Consider the following 14975-nt stretch of genomic DNA (forward strand, 5'->3'; position numbering starts at 1 on the left):
GGTTCACTCGGGGCGATGGGCGTTGAGACGGGCATTCAGCAGATCCCTTTTCGGATGTTCGGCCATCCGGCGCGCGAAGTCCGCCGCCAGATCGGCCAGGGTGATCTCGTTCAGCCGCGCGACCAGCAGGGCGCGGGCGGCGGCATAGGTTCCGGCCAGGGCGTCGTTGACCGCCGCCTCGACCAGACAGCCGTCGGCCTCGACCGGCGGGGCTTCGGGAAACAGGCCGGGCTCGCCCAGAGCCGTGTTGACCTGGCCCAGGGTCACCTGGTCCAGCGGCCGGGCCAGCCGCCAGCCGCCGCCATGCCCCTTTTCCGAAGCCACCAGCCCCTGTTCGCGCAGGCCCGCCATGGTCCGGCGCACCACGACCGGATTTGTCGACAGGCAGACGGCCAGCTGGTCCGAGGTCATGGGCGCGCCGGTTCGCGCCTCATGCTCTGCCATGTGCAGCAGGGCGTGAAGGATGTTCGAGAGGCGGGAGTCTCTTTTCATGTAACTTCAATTGTTACGTGATGAGCCCGACGTCAAGACGGGGGCTGGGATTCATTTCAGACGTGGGGCGCGACGTCCGTCAGGAAGGCCCTGAACCGCCGCAGGGAGTCCTCGGTCAGGTCCGGGTCGTGGCGCATCGGGCCGTTATTGGTCGGTTCGTCGAAGGCGTGGGTGCCGGCGGCGACCCAGCTTTCGACCTCGGCGCCGCAGTCGCGGATCATGGCGTTGATCATTTCGGCGTTGCGCACCGTGGTCAGGTGGTCGCGCCTGCAGGTCACGGCCAGCACCTTGGGACAGTGCCGCCAGGGCTTCATCCGGTTGAATGCGAACGGGCCGATATAGGGATAGGCCAGCCAGACGGCCCGAACGCCCGACAGGTCGGCCGCACCGGGATCGGCTACGCCCAGGGTGTTGGGCGCGGGATCGGCGCTCATCATCTCCATGATCGACCAGCCGCCGTGGCTCCATCCGGCCAGGGTCAGCCGGGTCGCGTCCACATCGGACCGGGCCGAAATCCCCTTGATGGCCGCCAGGACGTCGCCGCCCCGCTCGTATCCCCGAAAGGCCAGGCCGGTGCAGACCGCCGTCAGGGTGAAGGCCCGGCCCCAGCCGCGCGGGCCGTAGGAATCGACGATGAAGGCGCGCCAGCCCGCCGCCTTCGCCGCCTCGGCGTACCGGGGCAGGTGATCGCGCAGACCGCCGCAGCCGTGGAACAGCAGCACCGCCGGCCGGGGCCGGTCGTCGTCGGGCCCGACAATGGTGAGATGGGGTTCGAGGCGGGCCCAGCGGCGCTTCAGATCGTCCATCCGTGATCTACGCCGCAGCTTTCGCCCGAACGCCAGCCCCTCTTGCGCATTTCGTCATTCAGATATATCTAACTGCCCGAGAATAGATATATCGAAAAGGAATCAATCATGAGATCCAAGGGGATTTTCCAAGGCCGCAGCAACGGATGCGGCGAGAAACACGGTCGTCCCGGCGGCTTCGGCTTCGGGCATGGTTTCGGCCACGCCTTCGGGCGCGGGATGCGCGGCGGACGCGGCGCGGACTTCGGTCCTGGCTGGGACGGCGGCGAGGCGCGCGGACGTGGTCACGGCCATGGCCGGCGCGGCGGCGGCCGACTGTTCGACCACGGCACCTTGCGCTGGGTCCTGCTGTCGCTGATCGCTGAGAAGCCCAGCCACGGCTACGAGCTGATCAAGGCGGTCGAGACCCGGCTGGGCGGCGCCTATTCGCCCAGCCCCGGCGTCATCTACCCCAGCCTGACCCTGCTTGAGGAGATGGGCGCGCTGGAGTCCCAGACCGAAGGCGGCAAGAAACTGTATTCGATCACAGAGGCCGGCCGCGCCCTGCTGGCCGAGAACGAGGCGATCCTGCGCGCCGCCGAGGCGACGATGGACAAGTTCGCCGCCCGCGCCCTGCGGCCGACCGCCATCCAGGACGCCATCGGCCGCCTGCGTCACACGATCCACGACCGTCTGACGGGCGAGACCGCCCTGACCGAGGCCCAGGTCCAGGCCATCGCCGCCATCCTGGCCGAGGCCGCCGACAAGGTGGAACAGGCATGACCGGCCTCCTGCGCATTCCCCGGCGCGTGCGGCACGAGCTGAAGTTCCGCACCCTGACCGTGACCTCGGTCCAGGACCTGACGCCGGCCTATCGCCGCATCGTTCTGGAAGGCGCGGACCTGGAGGGCTTCGTCTCCCTGGGCTTCGACGACCATGTGAAGATCTTCCCGGTCGCCGAGGGCCAGGCGCCGGTCATGCCGACGCTGGGGCCGGAGGGTCCGGTCTTCCCAGCTCCCCGCCCCGTGGCGCGCGACTACACGCCCCGCGCCTATGACGCCGCCGCGCGTCGGCTGACGCTGGATTTCATCACCGGCCACGGCGGTCCGGCGACCGAATGGGCCATGGCGGCCAAGGTGGGCTCGGTCCTGGGCGTCGGGGGTCCGCGCGGGTCGTTCATCGTCCCCACGGCCTTCGCCGACCATGTGCTGATCGGCGACGAGACCGCCCTGCCGGCCATCGCCCGTCGTCTGGAGGAACTGCCCGCCCGCGTCCGCGCCCATGTGTTGGTCGAGGTCGCGGACCTGGATTCGACATGGACCTTCGACAGCGCCGCCGAGGTCGCCGTCACCTGGGCCGTCCGCGACGGCGCCCCGCGTGGCGGGGCCGAGACCCTGCTGACGGCGCTCGACACGGCCCTGACCGGGGTCAGCCCGAAAGACGCCTATGTCTGGATCGCCGCCGAATCCGCCGTGGCCAAGGCCCTGCGGACAAAGACGCTAGGACTTGGCTTCTCGCCCAAGGCGATGAAAGCCGCCGGCTACTGGCGCCTCGGCGACCCGGGCGCCCACGAGGTCATCGAAGGCTGACCCCCGCTGCGCGCAGCGTCAGGTTCAGCCGCCCGCCGCCGGGGATCAGGCGCGACGACCCCTCCAGCACGCGGTCGATCCCGTGCCGGGCCAGTCGCGCCGGGCCCGTCAGGGCGCAGACGTCGCCGCTGTCCAGCCGCAGCGTCGTGGTGCGCCCGCCCTCGGCGGCGCCGATGCGGAACATGGCCGCATCGCCCAGCGACACCGACAGGACGGGCGCGCCCAGGTCGGCCTCGTCCTTATCCTGGTGCAGGCCCATCTTGGCCCCCTCGCGATACAGGTTGACCAGACAGGCGTCCGGCCGCCGGGGCCCGCCGACCGTCGCCTCCCACAGGTCCAGCAGCACCGGCGGAATATCCGGCCAGGCCCGCCCCGTCTCCGGGTGGGTCGCCTGATAGCGATAGCCGCCCCGGTCCGAGACCCAGCCCAGCGGCCCGAAATTGCTCATCCGCACCGAGAACGGCCGTCCGCCTGGCGTCTGCGGCCGGTACAGGGGCGCTGCTTCCAGCCGCGTGAACACCGCATCGACCAGATCGGCCTGGGCCGATGCGTCCAGGACCCCCGGCCACAGGCGAAAGCCTTCAACGGCGGTTTTGACCTCTAAAATCGCGGACATGGCCTCATCCTGCGCGAAAACCGGTTCCGCCGCATCGCTGAATCGCAGAACGCCCTTGCAGCCGTATGGGACTTTCCCATATCGGGGCCAGCTTCGGAGAAACCCCGCGAAGTTTGGGGCTATCCGACACCAACCACGCCAACCCACAGGGGGCGGTCACGCGCGGCGCTTCGTCGAAGGCCGCCGCATCGCCCGCCGATACGGAGAGAAATAGAACGCCCATGGCCAAGATCATCGGCATCGACCTCGGCACCACCAACTCGTGCGTGGCCGTCATGGACGGCAAGAACCCCAAGGTCATCGAAAACGCCGAAGGCGCCCGCACCACCCCGTCGGTGGTCGCCCTTCAGGACGGCGGCGAGACCCTGGTGGGTCAGCCCGCCAAGCGTCAGGCCGTCACCAACCCCGCCAACACCTTCTTCGCCATCAAGCGCCTGATCGGCCGCAACTTCGACGATCCCGTCGTGGCGAAGGACAAGGGCATGGTGCCCTATGAGATCGTCAAGGGCCCGAACGGCGACGCCTGGGTCCGCGCCCACGGCAAGGATTATTCGCCCCAACAGATCTCGGCCTTCACCCTCATCAAGATGAAGGAGGCCGCCGAGGCCTATCTGGGCGAGAAGGTGACGCAGGCCGTCATCACCGTCCCGGCCTATTTCAACGACAGCCAGCGTCAGGCCACCAAGGACGCCGGCAAGATCGCCGGGCTGGAAGTCCTGCGCATCATCAACGAGCCGACCGCGGCCGCCCTCGCCTATGGCCTGGAAAAGAACGACGGCCAGAAGATCGCCGTCTATGACCTGGGCGGCGGCACCTTCGACGTCTCGATCCTGGAGATCGGCGACGGCGTCTTCGAGGTGAAGTCGACCAACGGCGACACCTTCCTGGGCGGCGAGGACTTCGACGTGCGCCTGGCCGACTATCTGGCCGACGAGTTCAAGAAGGAACAGGGCGTCGACCTGCGCCAGGACAAGCTGGCCCTGCAGCGCCTGCGCGAAGAAGCCGAAAAGGCCAAGAAGGAGCTCAGCTCCACGACCCAGTACGAGGTCAATCTGCCGTTCATCACCATGAACGCCTCGGGCCCGCTGCACCTGAACATCAAACTGTCGCGCGCCAAGCTGGAAGCCCTGGTCGACGACCTGGTCGCCCGCACGATCGAGCCGTGCAAGAAGGCCCTGGCCGACGCCGGCCTGAAGGCCTCGGACATCGACGAAGTCGTCCTGGTCGGCGGCATGACCCGCATGCCCAAGGTGCAGGAGGCCGTGAAGGCCTTCTTCGGCAAGGAGCCGCACAAGGGCGTCAACCCTGACGAAGTCGTGGCCCTGGGCGCCGCCGTTCAGGCCGGCGTGCTGCAAGGCGACGTCAAGGACGTGCTGCTGCTGGACGTGACGCCCCTGACCCTGGGCATCGAGACCCTGGGCGGCGTCTTCACGCCCCTGATCGAGCGCAACACGACCATCCCGACCAAGAAGAGCCAGACCTTCTCGACCGCCGACGACAACCAGTCGGCCGTGACGATCCGGGTCTTCCAGGGCGAGCGTCCGATGGCGTCGGACAACAAGATGCTGGGTCAGTTCGACCTGATGGGCATCCCGCCGGCGCCGCGCGGCATGCCGCAGATCGAGGTCGCCTTCGACATCGACGCCAACGGCATCGTCAACGTCTCGGCCAAGGACAAGGCGACCAACAAGGAACAGTCGATCCGCATCCAGGCGAACGGCGGCCTGTCGGACGCCGACATCGACAAGATGGTCAAGGAAGCCGAGGCCAACGCCGCCGCCGACAAGGTCCGCAAGGATCTGGTCGAGGCCCAGAACGCCGCCGACAGCCTGATCAACTCGACCGAGAAGGCTCTGGCCGAACACGGCGACAAGGTCGAGGCCGACGTCAAGACGGCGATCGAGACCGGTCTGGCCGAGTTGAAGACCGCCCGTGAAGGCACGGACGCCGAGGACATCCGCACCAAGACCAACAGCCTGGTCCAGGCCTCGATGAAGCTGGGCGAGGCCATGTACGCCCAGCAGCAGGGCGCCGGCGAGGGCGATGCGGCCCCGGCCGACGACGGCGTGGTCGACGCCGAGTTCGAGGACGTCTCGGACACGGACGAGAAGAAGAGCGCCTGATCGGCAACAGGTCGGCGAAATGATAAGGCCCCGCTTGTCTTGCGATAGGCGGGGCCTTTTCATGAAACTTGCATCAGTCGTTCCGGCCCCCATGTCAGCCGGGACACCACAGCTTCGCTGACGCCCGCAGAGGCGTGACGGAGCCGCAGGGGAAGTATGAGGACCAACGCCCTATGGCGCGTGACTATTATGAGGTTTTGGGCGTCGAACGGACAATCGACGCACCCGGTCTGAAATCGGCCTATCGCAAGCTGGCCATGATCCATCACCCGGATCGCAACAGCGGCTCGGAAGAGTCGATGGCCCAGTTCAAGGAAATTTCCGAGGCCTATACGGTCCTGTCGGACGATCAGAAGCGTGCGGCCTACGACCGGTTCGGCCACGCCGGCGTGAACGGCGGCGGGGGCGGCGGCTTCGGCCAGGGCCAGCAGGGCTTCTCCGACATCAACGACATCTTCTCCCAGGTCTTCGGCGACGCCTTCGGGGACGCCTTCGGCGGTCGCCAGGCGGGCCGGGGCCAGCAGGGCGGACCGCGTCGCGGCTCGGACCTGCGCTATGATCTCGAGATCAGCCTGGAACAGGCCTACAAGGGCGCCGAGGTCGAGATCGACATCCCCGCCACCCTGACCTGCGAGACCTGCGAAGGCTCGGGGGCCAAGCCCGGCACCAAGCCCGTCACCTGCACCACCTGCAACGGCGCCGGCCGGGTGCGCCAGGCCAACGGCTTCTTCCAGGTCGAGCGGACCTGCCCCCGCTGCCACGGCGCCGGCCAGATGATCGCCGACCCCTGCACGACCTGTCACGGCCACGGCCAGGTGCGCAAGACCCGCACCCTGAACCTGAAGATCCCCGCCGGCGTCGACGACGGCTCGCGCATCCGCCTGTCGGGCGAGGGCGACGCCGGTCAGCGCGGCGGCCCGCGCGGCGACCTGTACGTCTTCCTGTCGGTGACGCCGCACGACCTGTTCGAGCGCGACAACCTGGACCTGCTGGTCACGGTGCCGGTTCCCATGACCGTTGCGGCCCTGGGCGGCGAGATCGACGCCCCCTGCCTGGTGTCCGACGCCTGCGACGGCAAGTGCAAGGCCGCCGTCGCCGTGCCGGCCGGGGCCCAGACCGGCAAGACCGTCCGGATCAAGGGCAAGGGCATGCCCCATCTGAACGGTCGCGCCCGCGGCGACCTGGTGGTCGAACTGTTCGTCGAGACCCCCACCGACCTGACCGCCCGTCAGAAGGAACTGCTGCAAGAGCTTGCCCTGTCGTTCGGAGAGGGGCAGAACCCCCGCAACTCCAGCTTCGCGGGCAAGGCGAAGCGTTTCTGGGCTGACATCCTGGGCAATCAGGATGCGGACGGGTCGAAAGAAAACGTGGTTTGAGCGCAATCTTCCACGCCGGCATTTCCGGCTATCGCGGCCGGATGGGTCGCGCGGTGTCCCAGGTTCTCGATGCACGCGAGGACGTGGTCGTCGCCGCCCGGTTCGACTGGGGCGAAACCGCCGACATCTCCCTGTGCGACGTGATCATCGATTTTTCGACTCCGGACGCCTCGGTCGCCCTGGCGCAGAGTGCGGCCGAGCGCGGCGGCCCCAGCCTGGTCATCGGCTCCACCGGCTTCACGCCGGAGCAGGAGGCCGAACTGATGAAGGCCGCCGAGAAGATCGCCATCGTCAAGAGCGGCAACTTCTCCCTGGGCGTGAACATCCTGATCGGCCTGGTCCAGCACGCGGCCCAGCGGCTGGACGCCCAGGACTGGGACATCGAGATCACCGAGGCCCATCACCGCCGCAAGGTGGATTCCCCGTCCGGCACCGCCCTGATGCTGGGCGAGGCCGCGGCCGAGGGCCGGTTCACCGACCTGGCCGAGATCCGCTCCAAACCCTATGACGGGGTCCAGGGCGAGCGCGAGAGCGGCAAGATCGGCTTCTCCTCGATCCGCGCCGGCGGCATCATCGGCGAACATACGGTCCTGTTCGCCTCGGAAGACGAGGTCCTGACCCTCAGCCACTCGGCCATCGACCGGTCCCTGTTCGCCAAGGGCGCCGTCGCCGCCGCCGCCTGGGTCCGCACCCGCGGACCCGGCCTGTACGACATGCAGGACGTGCTTGGCTTTCGCCAAGCCTGACGTCTAGGGCGCTTCGCGCCGCGCTACGCTCGCGACGCGGTCGCTCACGGCTTGAGCGCGATTCCAATTTCCAATCCGTCACCCTCGGACTTGTCCCGAGGGTGACGGGTGGGAAGGTCGGCCCTCAAGTCGCGCGAAGCGCGGCAGGCCCGCCAAAATCAGTGCACCACCCTGCGCCGCCCACGGAACGCGGTCCCGGTCAGCAGGGTCTTGATGAAGAAAAAGATGGCGATGACGATGGCGTAGCCCAGGAACAGGGCCAGGGCCGTCATCCAGAAGCCGACGGTCAGAAGCGCCGGCAGGACGAATTCGCCGCCGTTCAGCACCGGCAGGACCGCCAGCACGATCAGATGCACCAGGGTCGCGCCCAGGGCGGTCGAGGCCAGCGACCGCCAGTCCACCATCAGCAGGGCGGCGATGATGGCGATGATCAGCCCCATCACCTGGTTGACGCCGTCGAAGCCGGTGCTGGCCAGACCCGCGATTCCACTCAGGAAATCGCCGATCTGATCGATCAGATTTTCCACGTCGTCTCTCCTGAAAGGTCAAAAACAATAAGGCGCCGGTCAAGCTTGGCCGGTTCGACACGGTTAACGCCGCTCGCGCGGAAAGGCTCCCTCGGGGGTGGGCGTGAAGGCGACGCGGGCCTATGAGTGCGCCGCAACATCGAAAGGACGTCATGACGGGACGGATCGGCGGCGAGGACATCGCCCGCGGCATCGCGCTCAGGATCGCGGCGGCAGGCGCCTTTTCCGTCATGTCGGCGGTGCTGAAACTGGCCTCTCTGGACGGCGTGGTCGCCCCCGAGATGCTGTTCTACCGCGCCTTCTTCGGCCTGCCCGTGGTCCTGGCCTGGGTGCTGACCCAGCCGGGCGGCCTCGCCGGTCTGACCACGCGCCGGCCGTGGGCCCATGCGGGACGCAGCGCCCTGGGCGTCGTCTCCATCCTGTGCCTCTTCCAGACCCTGACCCTGCTGCCCCTGGCCGACGCCACCACCCTCAGCTTCACCGCCCCCATCTTCGCCACCATCCTGTCCTTCTTCATCCTGAAGGAGGCGGTGGGGCCGCGCCGCTGGGCCGCCGTGGCGGTGGGCTTCATCGGCGTCGTCATCGTCATGCGTCCCCTTTCGTTCGTCTCGGGGGGCGGTCACGCCATGCCGCTCGAGGGCATAGGTTTCGGCCTGATGGCGGCCCTGCTGACGGCCAGCGTCACCATCACCCTTCGCCAGTTGCGCGACACCGAGCATGTCGCCGCCATCGTCTTCTGGTTCTTCGTCGGTTCATCCGGGGTGGGGGCGATCCTGCTGCCCTTCGTCGGTCATTGGCACTCGCCCCTGACCTTCGCCCTGCTGATCAGCTCAGGCGTCGCCGGCGGCCTGGCCCAATTGTTCATGACCGCCTCGCTGCAAAAGGCCCCGGTCGCCGTGGTCGCGCCCTTCGACTATCTCCAGATCGTCGGCGCTGTAATCTTCGGCTGGTGGCTGATGCACGCCACGCCCACCGCCAACACCCTGGCCGGCGGCGCCCTGATCGCCGCCAGCGGCCTCTACACCGCCTGGCGCGAACACGTCCGCCGCAAGGCCGCCCTGATCCAGACGACCGCGCCGCCGGTTTAGGCGCGTCTTTCTACCGCCCCGTCGAGCCGAACCCGCCGGCCCCGCGTACGGTCTCGTCCAGCGTCTCGACCTCGACCCAGTCCGCACGCTCATGCTTGGCGATCACCAGCTGGGCGATCCGCTCCCCGCGGCGAATTACGAAGGGCTCCGCGCCGATATTGGCCAGGATCACGCCGCACTCGCCGCGATAGTCGCTGTCGATCGTGCCCGGCGCATTGGGGCAGATGACGCCGTGTTTCAACGCCAGGCCCGAGCGCGCCCGCACCTGGGCCTCGAACCCCAGCGGCAGGGCGATCTTCAGTCCTGTGGGCACCAGGGCGCGCTGGCCGGGCGCCAGGGTCATCGGCTGGTCCTCGGGCACGGCGGCGCGCAGGTCCATCCCGGCCGATCCCGCCGTCTCATAGGCCGGCAGGGGCAGGCCCTCGGCATGGGGCAGGCGCAGGATCTGGACGGCGACGGGCTGGGTCATTGGACGCTCTTGAAATGGTCGGCGATACGGGCGGCGACCGCCCGGGCGATGGCGGATTTGGACTGGCGCGGCCAGGTTTCGGTCCTGTCGGCGGTGACCAGCAGCACGGCGTTGCCGTCCGAGCCGAAGACGTCGTCGGACACGTCGTTGCCGATGATCCAGTCACAGCCCTTGCGCGACAGCTTGGCGCGGGCGTTGGCCTCCAGGTCCGTGGTCTCGGCCGCGAAGCCGATCACCAGGGCCGGCCGGTTCGGACCCGGCGCGGCGATCCCGGCCAGGATGTCGGGGTTCTCGATCAGGGCCAGGGTCGGCGGGCCGCCCGGCCCCTTCTTGATCTTGCCCCCGGCGATGGTGTCCACGCGCCAGTCGGCCACGGCGGCCGACAGCACGGCGATGTCGGCGGGCAGGGCGTTTTGCGTCGCCGCCTGCATCTCCAGCGCGCTCTCCGCGTCGATCCGCGTCACCCCGACAGGGGCGCCCAGGGCGGTCGGGCCCGACACCAGGGTCACCTCCGCCCCCAGTTCGACCAGGGCGGCGGCGATGGCGTAGCCCTGTTTGCCGCTGGAGCGGTTGGTCAGACCCCGCACCGGATCGATCGGCTCGAAGGTCGGCCCGGCCGTGACCACCGCCTTGCGACCCGCAAGGGGCCGCCCGGCCGCGCCCGCCAGCAGGCCCTGGATCGCGTCCAGGATCGCCGCCGGCTCGGCCATCCGGCCGGGTCCGTATTCGCCGCAGGCCATCTCGCCGTCGTCCGGCCCCACCACGGCCACGCCGTGGAAGCCGGGGAAGGCCTTCAGCCGCTCCATATTGGCCTGGACCGCCGGATGCTCCCACATCCGCACATTCATCGCCGGGGCCAGCAGCACCCGCTTGTCCGTGGCGACCAATGTGGTCGAAGCCAGGTCGTCGGCGATCCCGTTGGCCGCCTTGGCGATCAGCCCCGCCGTCGCCGGCGCCACGACCACCAGATCGGCCCAGCGCGACAGCTCGATATGGCCCATGCTGGTCTCGTCGTCCGGATGGAACAGGCCCGATCGCACCGGATGGCCGCTCAGCGCCGCCAGCGACAGGGGCGTCACGAACTCGGCGCCGGATTCGGTCAGGATCACCCGCGTCTGGCCCCCCGCCTTTGCGATCAGCCGCACCAGCTCCAGCGCCTTGTAGGCCGCTATGCCGCCGCCGACGATCAGCAGGATTTTGCGATTTGCGAGAGGGCGGCTGTCCATGGCCTTCGTCTAGCCGCCCAAGGCGACGCCGTCGAGACGGCCGAAAAGAACATTGCAGGAACATGAAGGTTGTGCTTACCTCGCGGCAAGCGGGTGTCCGAAGGGGGAGGCGAGGATGACGTCTGACAAGCGACAGGGTGCGGCCACAGGACTGGGGCTGATGATGGTCGGTTTGGCGGTGATGGCGCTGGCGGGGTGCGACAACGCCTCGGCGGTGCAGACGCGCGACCGAACGGCCGAGGCGACGCCGCTGGCCCTGGCGGCGACCGGGACGGGCGGCGACGACGCCCCCGCCCCCGCCGCCGCCCAGCCCAAGCCGGTGCTGACGGCCAGCCGTCGCGAGACGGTGGATGACAAGATCGCCCGCCTGTACCAGCGCAACGGCGCCGACTTCGGCGCGGGATCGGCCGAGGACTATCTGGACAAGGTCACCGCCTTTACGGCCAAGCCCCCGCGCGACGCCGAGACGGTGAAACGGCCGAACGGCGACACCCTGATCTATCAGGCCTCGACCAACACCTTCGCCGTGGTGGCGCGCGACGGCACGCCGCGCACCATGTTCAAGCCGACCACGGGCGCCGACTACTGGGCCGAGCAGAAGACGGCGGCGCCCCGCTTCGGCCAGAGGCGACAATCGACGCCGACGGCGGGCTGATATAGAGGGCGGGGTCCGACCGACGCTCTGGAGTCCGCCCGATGTCCGACGCCCCTTCCGGCGACAAGCCCTTGCTGAAGACCGCCCTGATCTATGATTTCGACGGCACCCTGGCGCGCGGCAACATGCAGGAGGTCAGCTTCATCCCGTCCGTGGGCATGGGGATCGGCGCCTTCTGGGAAGAGGCCGAGCGCCTGACCAAGGAGGCCGACGGCGACGGCATCCTGATGTACATGCAGCTGATGCTGCATCATGCGCGCCAGAACGGTTCGCCGGTGACGCGCGAGACCCTGCGCCGGCACGGCGAGGCGGTGGCCCTGTTCGAAGGTCTGAAGGACCTCAGTTGGTTCGACCGGATGAACGCCTTCGGCGCGCGCTACGGGCTTGAGATCGAACACTATATCGTCTCGGCCGGCCTGGAGGAGATGATCGACGGCACGCCGATCCGCCCCGCCCTGACCCATGTCTTCGCCTCCCACTATGTCTATGACGACAAGGGCGAGGCGGCCTGGCCCGCGGTCGGCGTCAACTACACCACCAAGACCCAGTATCTGTTCCGCATCAACAAGGGGGTGAAGAACCACTGGGAGCACGAGCGGATCAACCACTTCATCCCCGACGACCAGCGGCCGGTGCCGTTCGAGCGGATGATCTTCATCGGCGACGGCGACACCGACGTGCCGACCATGAAGATGATGCACACCAAGGGCGGCTTCTCAATCGCCGTCTATGACCCCCGCTCGAACGAGAAGGACCAGAAGAAGGTCTATTCGCTGATCTCGGAAGACCGGGTCAATTTCGTCGCCGCCGCCGACTATAGCGAGGGTTCGGCCCTGGACCTGATCGTCAAGGGCCTGGTCGGCCGCATCGCCATCAACGCCGGCTCCATGCCGGCGGGTCTGTAGCGATCCTCAGCGCCCGCCGGCCCTGATCCAGGCGTCGCGGGCCCCGATCAGCCGCGCGGGGGCCAGGCCGCGCAGGGACTTGGCGCCGGTCTGCCTCAGCCCCGCCTCCTGCCCCTTCTGCCAGACCACCGTCGCCGGATAGGCCACCGCCTCCGCAATATCCACCACCACCACTTCGGGCGGCAGGGCCGCGCCCCGGTCGAGCCTGAGCTTCAGGCCGCCGTCCGACAGATCGACGATCACGCAGGCCGTCTCCACACCCGGCGCACAGACGACGCCCCGCGCATTGACCGCCCGACGGGGTTCGCCGCGTCGGTCCGGTTGAGAAACGGGCTTGGGTCCAAACATACGCATGCCTCAGGACGCACAGTATCGCCGTGCGATCCTCTGTGCCGGTAGCGGACTTCGAGCCGGTCAGGAAGAGAGACGGGTCATCGAACGTCGGTTCCCGCCTTTCGACGCACGCTCCGCCCCGGAACCGGGCTTCAACCCGCCAGGGCGCCGAAATCCACCACGATCGGCTCTCGCTCCCAGACCGCCAGCACCCGGCGGAAGGCCGCCTGTTCCAGAGACGTGGTCGCCGTATTGGTCAGGGGGTGGAAGTTGACGATGTCGGCGTCCCACAGCCGCCGGTCCAGGACGAAGGTCACGCGGCGCTCGACGTCGTTGATCAGACCCAGGGCCGTGACCGAACCCGGGCGGACGCCCAGCGTCTCCCACATCAGGGCCTCATTGCCGAACGACAGCCGGCCCGCCCCCATCGCGGCCGCGGCGCGCTTCAGGTCGATGACCGTGTCCTGGCGGGCCGAGATCAGCCAGAGCCGGCCTTTGTGATCCTTGAGAAACAGGTTCTTGGTGTGGGCGCCGGGCAGGTCGGCCTTGAGGTCCAGGCCTTCCTCGACGCGGAAGACGGCCGGGTGGTCGTGGGTCGTGTGGGCCACGCCGTGTTCGGCCAGCCAGGCGGTCAGGGTCTCGCGGTCGAAAGCGGGTTCAGGCGCAAGGTCTGGGGTCATGGTTGAGCAGTCGCGTTTGCGGCGTTAGGAACGGTTCCATGGTCGATACCGTGCAGACGCGCCCGCTGGAACTGGAATGCTATCCGATGACGGCCCGGCCGCCGGACCTGGTGCCCGGCCGCCAGTCGCGCAATTGGATGGACGCCTTCATCAGCCGCCACCCCTATCGCTGCCTGCCGCTGAACATGGCCAACACCACGGGGTGGGAGATCCTGTGCCCGTTCGGTTTCACGGCCGAGTGGAACGGCGGGCCGCGCCAGGAAGACATCGTCATCACCCCCGACCGGCCCCAGCACGACCTGGACCATTTCGTCACCTCGCACTTCTCGCGCGGGGTCCTGACCATGCATCCGCAATACCTGTTCCGCACGCCGCCGGGCTGGGGGATGATGTGTTCGGGGTCGCCCAATCACCTGAAGGACGGGATCCAGCCCCTGGTCGGCCTGATCGAGACCGACTGGCTGCCCTTCCCCTTCACCATGAACTGGATCTTCACGCGGCCGGGCCGGGTGAAGTTCGAGAAGGGCGAGCCCTTCTGCTTCATCAATCTGATCGAGCACAAGAAGGTGGAACAGTTCCAGCCGGTGATCCGGACGCTGGAATCCAATCCGGTCATGAAGGGCCAGTTCGAGGCCTGGAACCGCGCCCGCACCGACTTCAACCAGCGTCTGGCCGGCGGCGACCCCGACGCGGCCAAGGAGGCCTGGCAGCGCTACTATTTCAAGGGCGAGGTGCCCGAGGATCTGGGCGCGGCGCCGCCGACCCATTCGAACAAGCGCCGCCTGAAGTCGCCGCGCGTCGGCTGAGGCCGGTCAGCCGCGGCCTAGAGCGCCATCACCGTGCCGAGCAGGACCCGGGCCCCGGCGCGGCCCAGGGTGGCGTTGGTGGCGGCCTGCAGATCTGCGGCCAGCTGGTCGATGTTCGGCGCGGCGCCCGGACGCAGGCCGGTGGCGAATCGCTGGACGGCGGTGTTGTAGGCGGCGCGCAGACGCGGCGCCGACTGCTGGGCCCGGGTGCGCAGGGCCGCGTCGGGCACATCCACGCCGACTTCGACCGACAGGACGCCGCGCCGGCCGCCGGGACGCGGGATCGAGCCCGTGACCACCGGCAGGCGGAAATAGGTGTCGGCCGACGGAGCGGCGCCGCCGCTCGATGAGGCGCGGGCGGGGGTCGAGGCGGCGGCCGTCGCGACGAGGGCGAGACCGAGAAGGGCGCGGCGTTCCATTCCGCCCTGCCTAACGGGGATGGCTTAAGAAACTGCTGAGCCCGACATCGGTCATAGTGCATATAAGGATATCCTTATGTGTTTATTGCTCCTTCATGCTCCACAGGCTATGAGGGCTGGAAAATCCCCTGCGGCCAGGA

The 14975-nt window shown here is 68.4% G+C and carries 18 protein-coding genes; 9 read left to right on the forward strand and 9 right to left on the reverse strand.

Features of this window, described 5'->3' with window-relative positions; all coding sequences use genetic code 11:
• Positions 1–3 precede the first annotated feature (3 nt).
• On the reverse strand, positions 4–492 hold the full coding sequence (locus AC1RSI_RS10945) for an Rrf2 family transcriptional regulator (protein ID WP_008264260.1): 489 nt from the start codon (positions 490–492) through the stop codon (positions 4–6).
• Between the two features lie 56 nt (positions 493–548).
• Entirely contained in the window at positions 549–1298 is a 750-nt protein-coding gene (locus AC1RSI_RS10950; RefSeq protein WP_008262482.1) for a dienelactone hydrolase family protein, read from the reverse strand.
• A gap of 108 nt (positions 1299–1406) precedes the next feature.
• On the opposite strand from AC1RSI_RS10950, the gene AC1RSI_RS10955 reads away from it, so the two are divergent.
• Both AC1RSI_RS10955 and AC1RSI_RS10960 read left to right on the forward strand, forming a co-directional pair.
• Positions 1407–2060: a PadR family transcriptional regulator gene (locus AC1RSI_RS10955; RefSeq protein WP_154726349.1), complete on the forward strand. Its 654-nt coding sequence runs from the start codon at positions 1407–1409 to the stop codon at positions 2058–2060.
• On the forward strand, positions 2057–2866 hold the full coding sequence (locus AC1RSI_RS10960) for a siderophore-interacting protein (RefSeq protein WP_291754104.1): 810 nt from the start codon (positions 2057–2059) through the stop codon (positions 2864–2866). The genes AC1RSI_RS10955 and AC1RSI_RS10960 overlap by 4 nt, the downstream gene beginning before the upstream one ends.
• Here AC1RSI_RS10960 and AC1RSI_RS10965 read toward each other — a convergent pair.
• Positions 2853–3482: an alpha-ketoglutarate-dependent dioxygenase AlkB gene (locus AC1RSI_RS10965; protein ID WP_154726351.1), complete on the reverse strand. Its 630-nt coding sequence runs from the start codon at positions 3480–3482 to the stop codon at positions 2853–2855. The genes AC1RSI_RS10960 and AC1RSI_RS10965 overlap by 14 nt on opposite strands.
• Before the next feature lie 221 nt (positions 3483–3703).
• Here AC1RSI_RS10965 and dnaK point away from each other — a divergent pair, with 221 nt between their 5' ends.
• The 3 genes from dnaK to dapB all read left to right on the forward strand — a co-directional run bounded on the left by dnaK (position 3704) and on the right by dapB (position 7727).
• Positions 3704–5605, forward strand: coding sequence for a molecular chaperone DnaK (gene dnaK, locus AC1RSI_RS10970; RefSeq protein ID WP_035308051.1), 1902 nt, complete (start codon positions 3704–3706; stop codon positions 5603–5605).
• A 173-nt stretch (positions 5606–5778) separates the two neighbouring features.
• The gene (dnaJ, locus tag AC1RSI_RS10975; protein WP_154726352.1) at positions 5779–6981 is read left to right on the forward strand and encodes a molecular chaperone DnaJ; all 1203 of its coding nucleotides are present in this window, start codon (positions 5779–5781) and stop codon (positions 6979–6981) included.
• Positions 6978–7727, forward strand: coding sequence for a 4-hydroxy-tetrahydrodipicolinate reductase (dapB, locus tag AC1RSI_RS10980; RefSeq protein ID WP_008261299.1), 750 nt, complete (start codon positions 6978–6980; stop codon positions 7725–7727). Before dnaJ ends, dapB begins: the two co-directional genes overlap by 4 nt.
• A gap of 158 nt (positions 7728–7885) precedes the next feature.
• Here the strand turns inward: dapB and AC1RSI_RS10985 are convergent, their stop codons facing one another.
• Entirely contained in the window at positions 7886–8254 is a 369-nt protein-coding gene (locus AC1RSI_RS10985) for a hypothetical protein (protein WP_154726353.1), read from the reverse strand.
• 152 nt (positions 8255–8406) lie between these two features.
• Between AC1RSI_RS10985 and AC1RSI_RS10990 the strand changes: the two genes are divergently transcribed.
• Complete coding sequence (locus tag AC1RSI_RS10990) at positions 8407–9342, forward strand: DMT family transporter (RefSeq protein ID WP_008263122.1); 936 nt, start codon at positions 8407–8409, stop codon at positions 9340–9342.
• A 10-nt stretch (positions 9343–9352) separates the two neighbouring features.
• On the opposite strand, the gene dut is transcribed toward AC1RSI_RS10990, so the two are convergent.
• A complete protein-coding gene (gene dut, locus AC1RSI_RS10995; protein WP_291754112.1) occupies positions 9353–9811 on the reverse strand; it encodes a dUTP diphosphatase in 459 nt (152 codons plus the stop codon).
• The gene (coaBC, locus tag AC1RSI_RS11000) at positions 9808–11037 is read right to left on the reverse strand and encodes a bifunctional phosphopantothenoylcysteine decarboxylase/phosphopantothenate--cysteine ligase CoaBC (RefSeq protein ID WP_035308059.1); all 1230 of its coding nucleotides are present in this window, start codon (positions 11035–11037) and stop codon (positions 9808–9810) included. Before coaBC ends, dut begins: the two co-directional genes overlap by 4 nt.
• Positions 11038–11152: 115 nt before the next feature.
• Here coaBC and AC1RSI_RS11005 point away from each other — a divergent pair, with 115 nt between their 5' ends.
• Together AC1RSI_RS11005 and AC1RSI_RS11010 are read left to right on the forward strand one after the other, a co-directional pair.
• Positions 11153–11692, forward strand: coding sequence for an S-type pyocin family protein (locus AC1RSI_RS11005; protein ID WP_492322598.1), 540 nt, complete (start codon positions 11153–11155; stop codon positions 11690–11692).
• Positions 11693–11733: 41 nt separating this feature from the next.
• Positions 11734–12597: an HAD family hydrolase gene (locus AC1RSI_RS11010; protein WP_035310513.1), complete on the forward strand. Its 864-nt coding sequence runs from the start codon at positions 11734–11736 to the stop codon at positions 12595–12597.
• A gap of 6 nt (positions 12598–12603) precedes the next feature.
• Here AC1RSI_RS11010 and AC1RSI_RS11015 read toward each other — a convergent pair whose 3' ends face one another.
• Together AC1RSI_RS11015 and AC1RSI_RS11020 are read right to left on the reverse strand one after the other, a co-directional pair.
• Positions 12604–12951 carry a PilZ domain-containing protein gene (locus tag AC1RSI_RS11015; protein WP_052005148.1) on the reverse strand — a complete coding sequence of 116 codons (348 nt, stop codon included), beginning with the start codon at positions 12949–12951 and terminating at the stop codon, positions 12604–12606.
• Between the two features lie 131 nt (positions 12952–13082).
• The gene (locus AC1RSI_RS11020; RefSeq protein WP_052005147.1) at positions 13083–13610 is read right to left on the reverse strand and encodes a prolyl-tRNA synthetase associated domain-containing protein; all 528 of its coding nucleotides are present in this window, start codon (positions 13608–13610) and stop codon (positions 13083–13085) included.
• Between the two features lie 38 nt (positions 13611–13648).
• On the opposite strand from AC1RSI_RS11020, the gene AC1RSI_RS11025 reads away from it, so the two are divergent.
• On the forward strand, positions 13649–14416 hold the full coding sequence (locus AC1RSI_RS11025; RefSeq protein ID WP_008263111.1) for a DUF6065 family protein: 768 nt from the start codon (positions 13649–13651) through the stop codon (positions 14414–14416).
• Positions 14417–14433: 17 nt separating this feature from the next.
• On the opposite strand, the gene AC1RSI_RS11030 is transcribed toward AC1RSI_RS11025, so the two are convergent.
• Complete coding sequence (locus AC1RSI_RS11030) at positions 14434–14835, reverse strand: Tat pathway signal sequence domain protein (protein WP_008259905.1); 402 nt, start codon at positions 14833–14835, stop codon at positions 14434–14436.
• Positions 14836–14975 lie beyond the last annotated feature (140 nt).

Source organism: Brevundimonas sp. GW821-FHT10E09, assembly GCF_058809375.1.

Coding starts and splice junctions, on each gene's coding strand:
- AC1RSI_RS10945 (WP_008264260.1), bottom strand. CDS start 492: ATGAAAAGAGACTCCCGCCTCTCGAACATCCTTCACGCCCTGCTGCAC.
- AC1RSI_RS10950 (WP_008262482.1), bottom strand. CDS start 1,298: ATGGACGATCTGAAGCGCCGCTGGGCCCGCCTCGAACCCCATCTCACC.
- AC1RSI_RS10955 (WP_154726349.1), top strand. CDS start 1,407: ATGAGATCCAAGGGGATTTTCCAAGGCCGCAGCAACGGATGCGGCGAG.
- AC1RSI_RS10960 (WP_291754104.1), top strand. CDS start 2,057: ATGACCGGCCTCCTGCGCATTCCCCGGCGCGTGCGGCACGAGCTGAAG.
- AC1RSI_RS10965 (WP_154726351.1), bottom strand. CDS start 3,482: ATGTCCGCGATTTTAGAGGTCAAAACCGCCGTTGAAGGCTTTCGCCTG.
- dnaK (WP_035308051.1), top strand. CDS start 3,704: ATGGCCAAGATCATCGGCATCGACCTCGGCACCACCAACTCGTGCGTG.
- dnaJ (WP_154726352.1), top strand. CDS start 5,779: ATGGCGCGTGACTATTATGAGGTTTTGGGCGTCGAACGGACAATCGAC.
- AC1RSI_RS10990 (WP_008263122.1), top strand. CDS start 8,407: ATGACGGGACGGATCGGCGGCGAGGACATCGCCCGCGGCATCGCGCTC.
- dut (WP_291754112.1), bottom strand. CDS start 9,811: ATGACCCAGCCCGTCGCCGTCCAGATCCTGCGCCTGCCCCATGCCGAG.
- coaBC (WP_035308059.1), bottom strand. CDS start 11,037: ATGGACAGCCGCCCTCTCGCAAATCGCAAAATCCTGCTGATCGTCGGC.
- AC1RSI_RS11005 (WP_492322598.1), top strand. CDS start 11,153: ATGACGTCTGACAAGCGACAGGGTGCGGCCACAGGACTGGGGCTGATG.
- AC1RSI_RS11010 (WP_035310513.1), top strand. CDS start 11,734: ATGTCCGACGCCCCTTCCGGCGACAAGCCCTTGCTGAAGACCGCCCTG.
- AC1RSI_RS11015 (WP_052005148.1), bottom strand. CDS start 12,951: ATGCGTATGTTTGGACCCAAGCCCGTTTCTCAACCGGACCGACGCGGC.
- AC1RSI_RS11020 (WP_052005147.1), bottom strand. CDS start 13,610: ATGACCCCAGACCTTGCGCCTGAACCCGCTTTCGACCGCGAGACCCTG.
- AC1RSI_RS11025 (WP_008263111.1), top strand. CDS start 13,649: ATGGTCGATACCGTGCAGACGCGCCCGCTGGAACTGGAATGCTATCCG.
- AC1RSI_RS11030 (WP_008259905.1), bottom strand. CDS start 14,835: ATGGAACGCCGCGCCCTTCTCGGTCTCGCCCTCGTCGCGACGGCCGCC.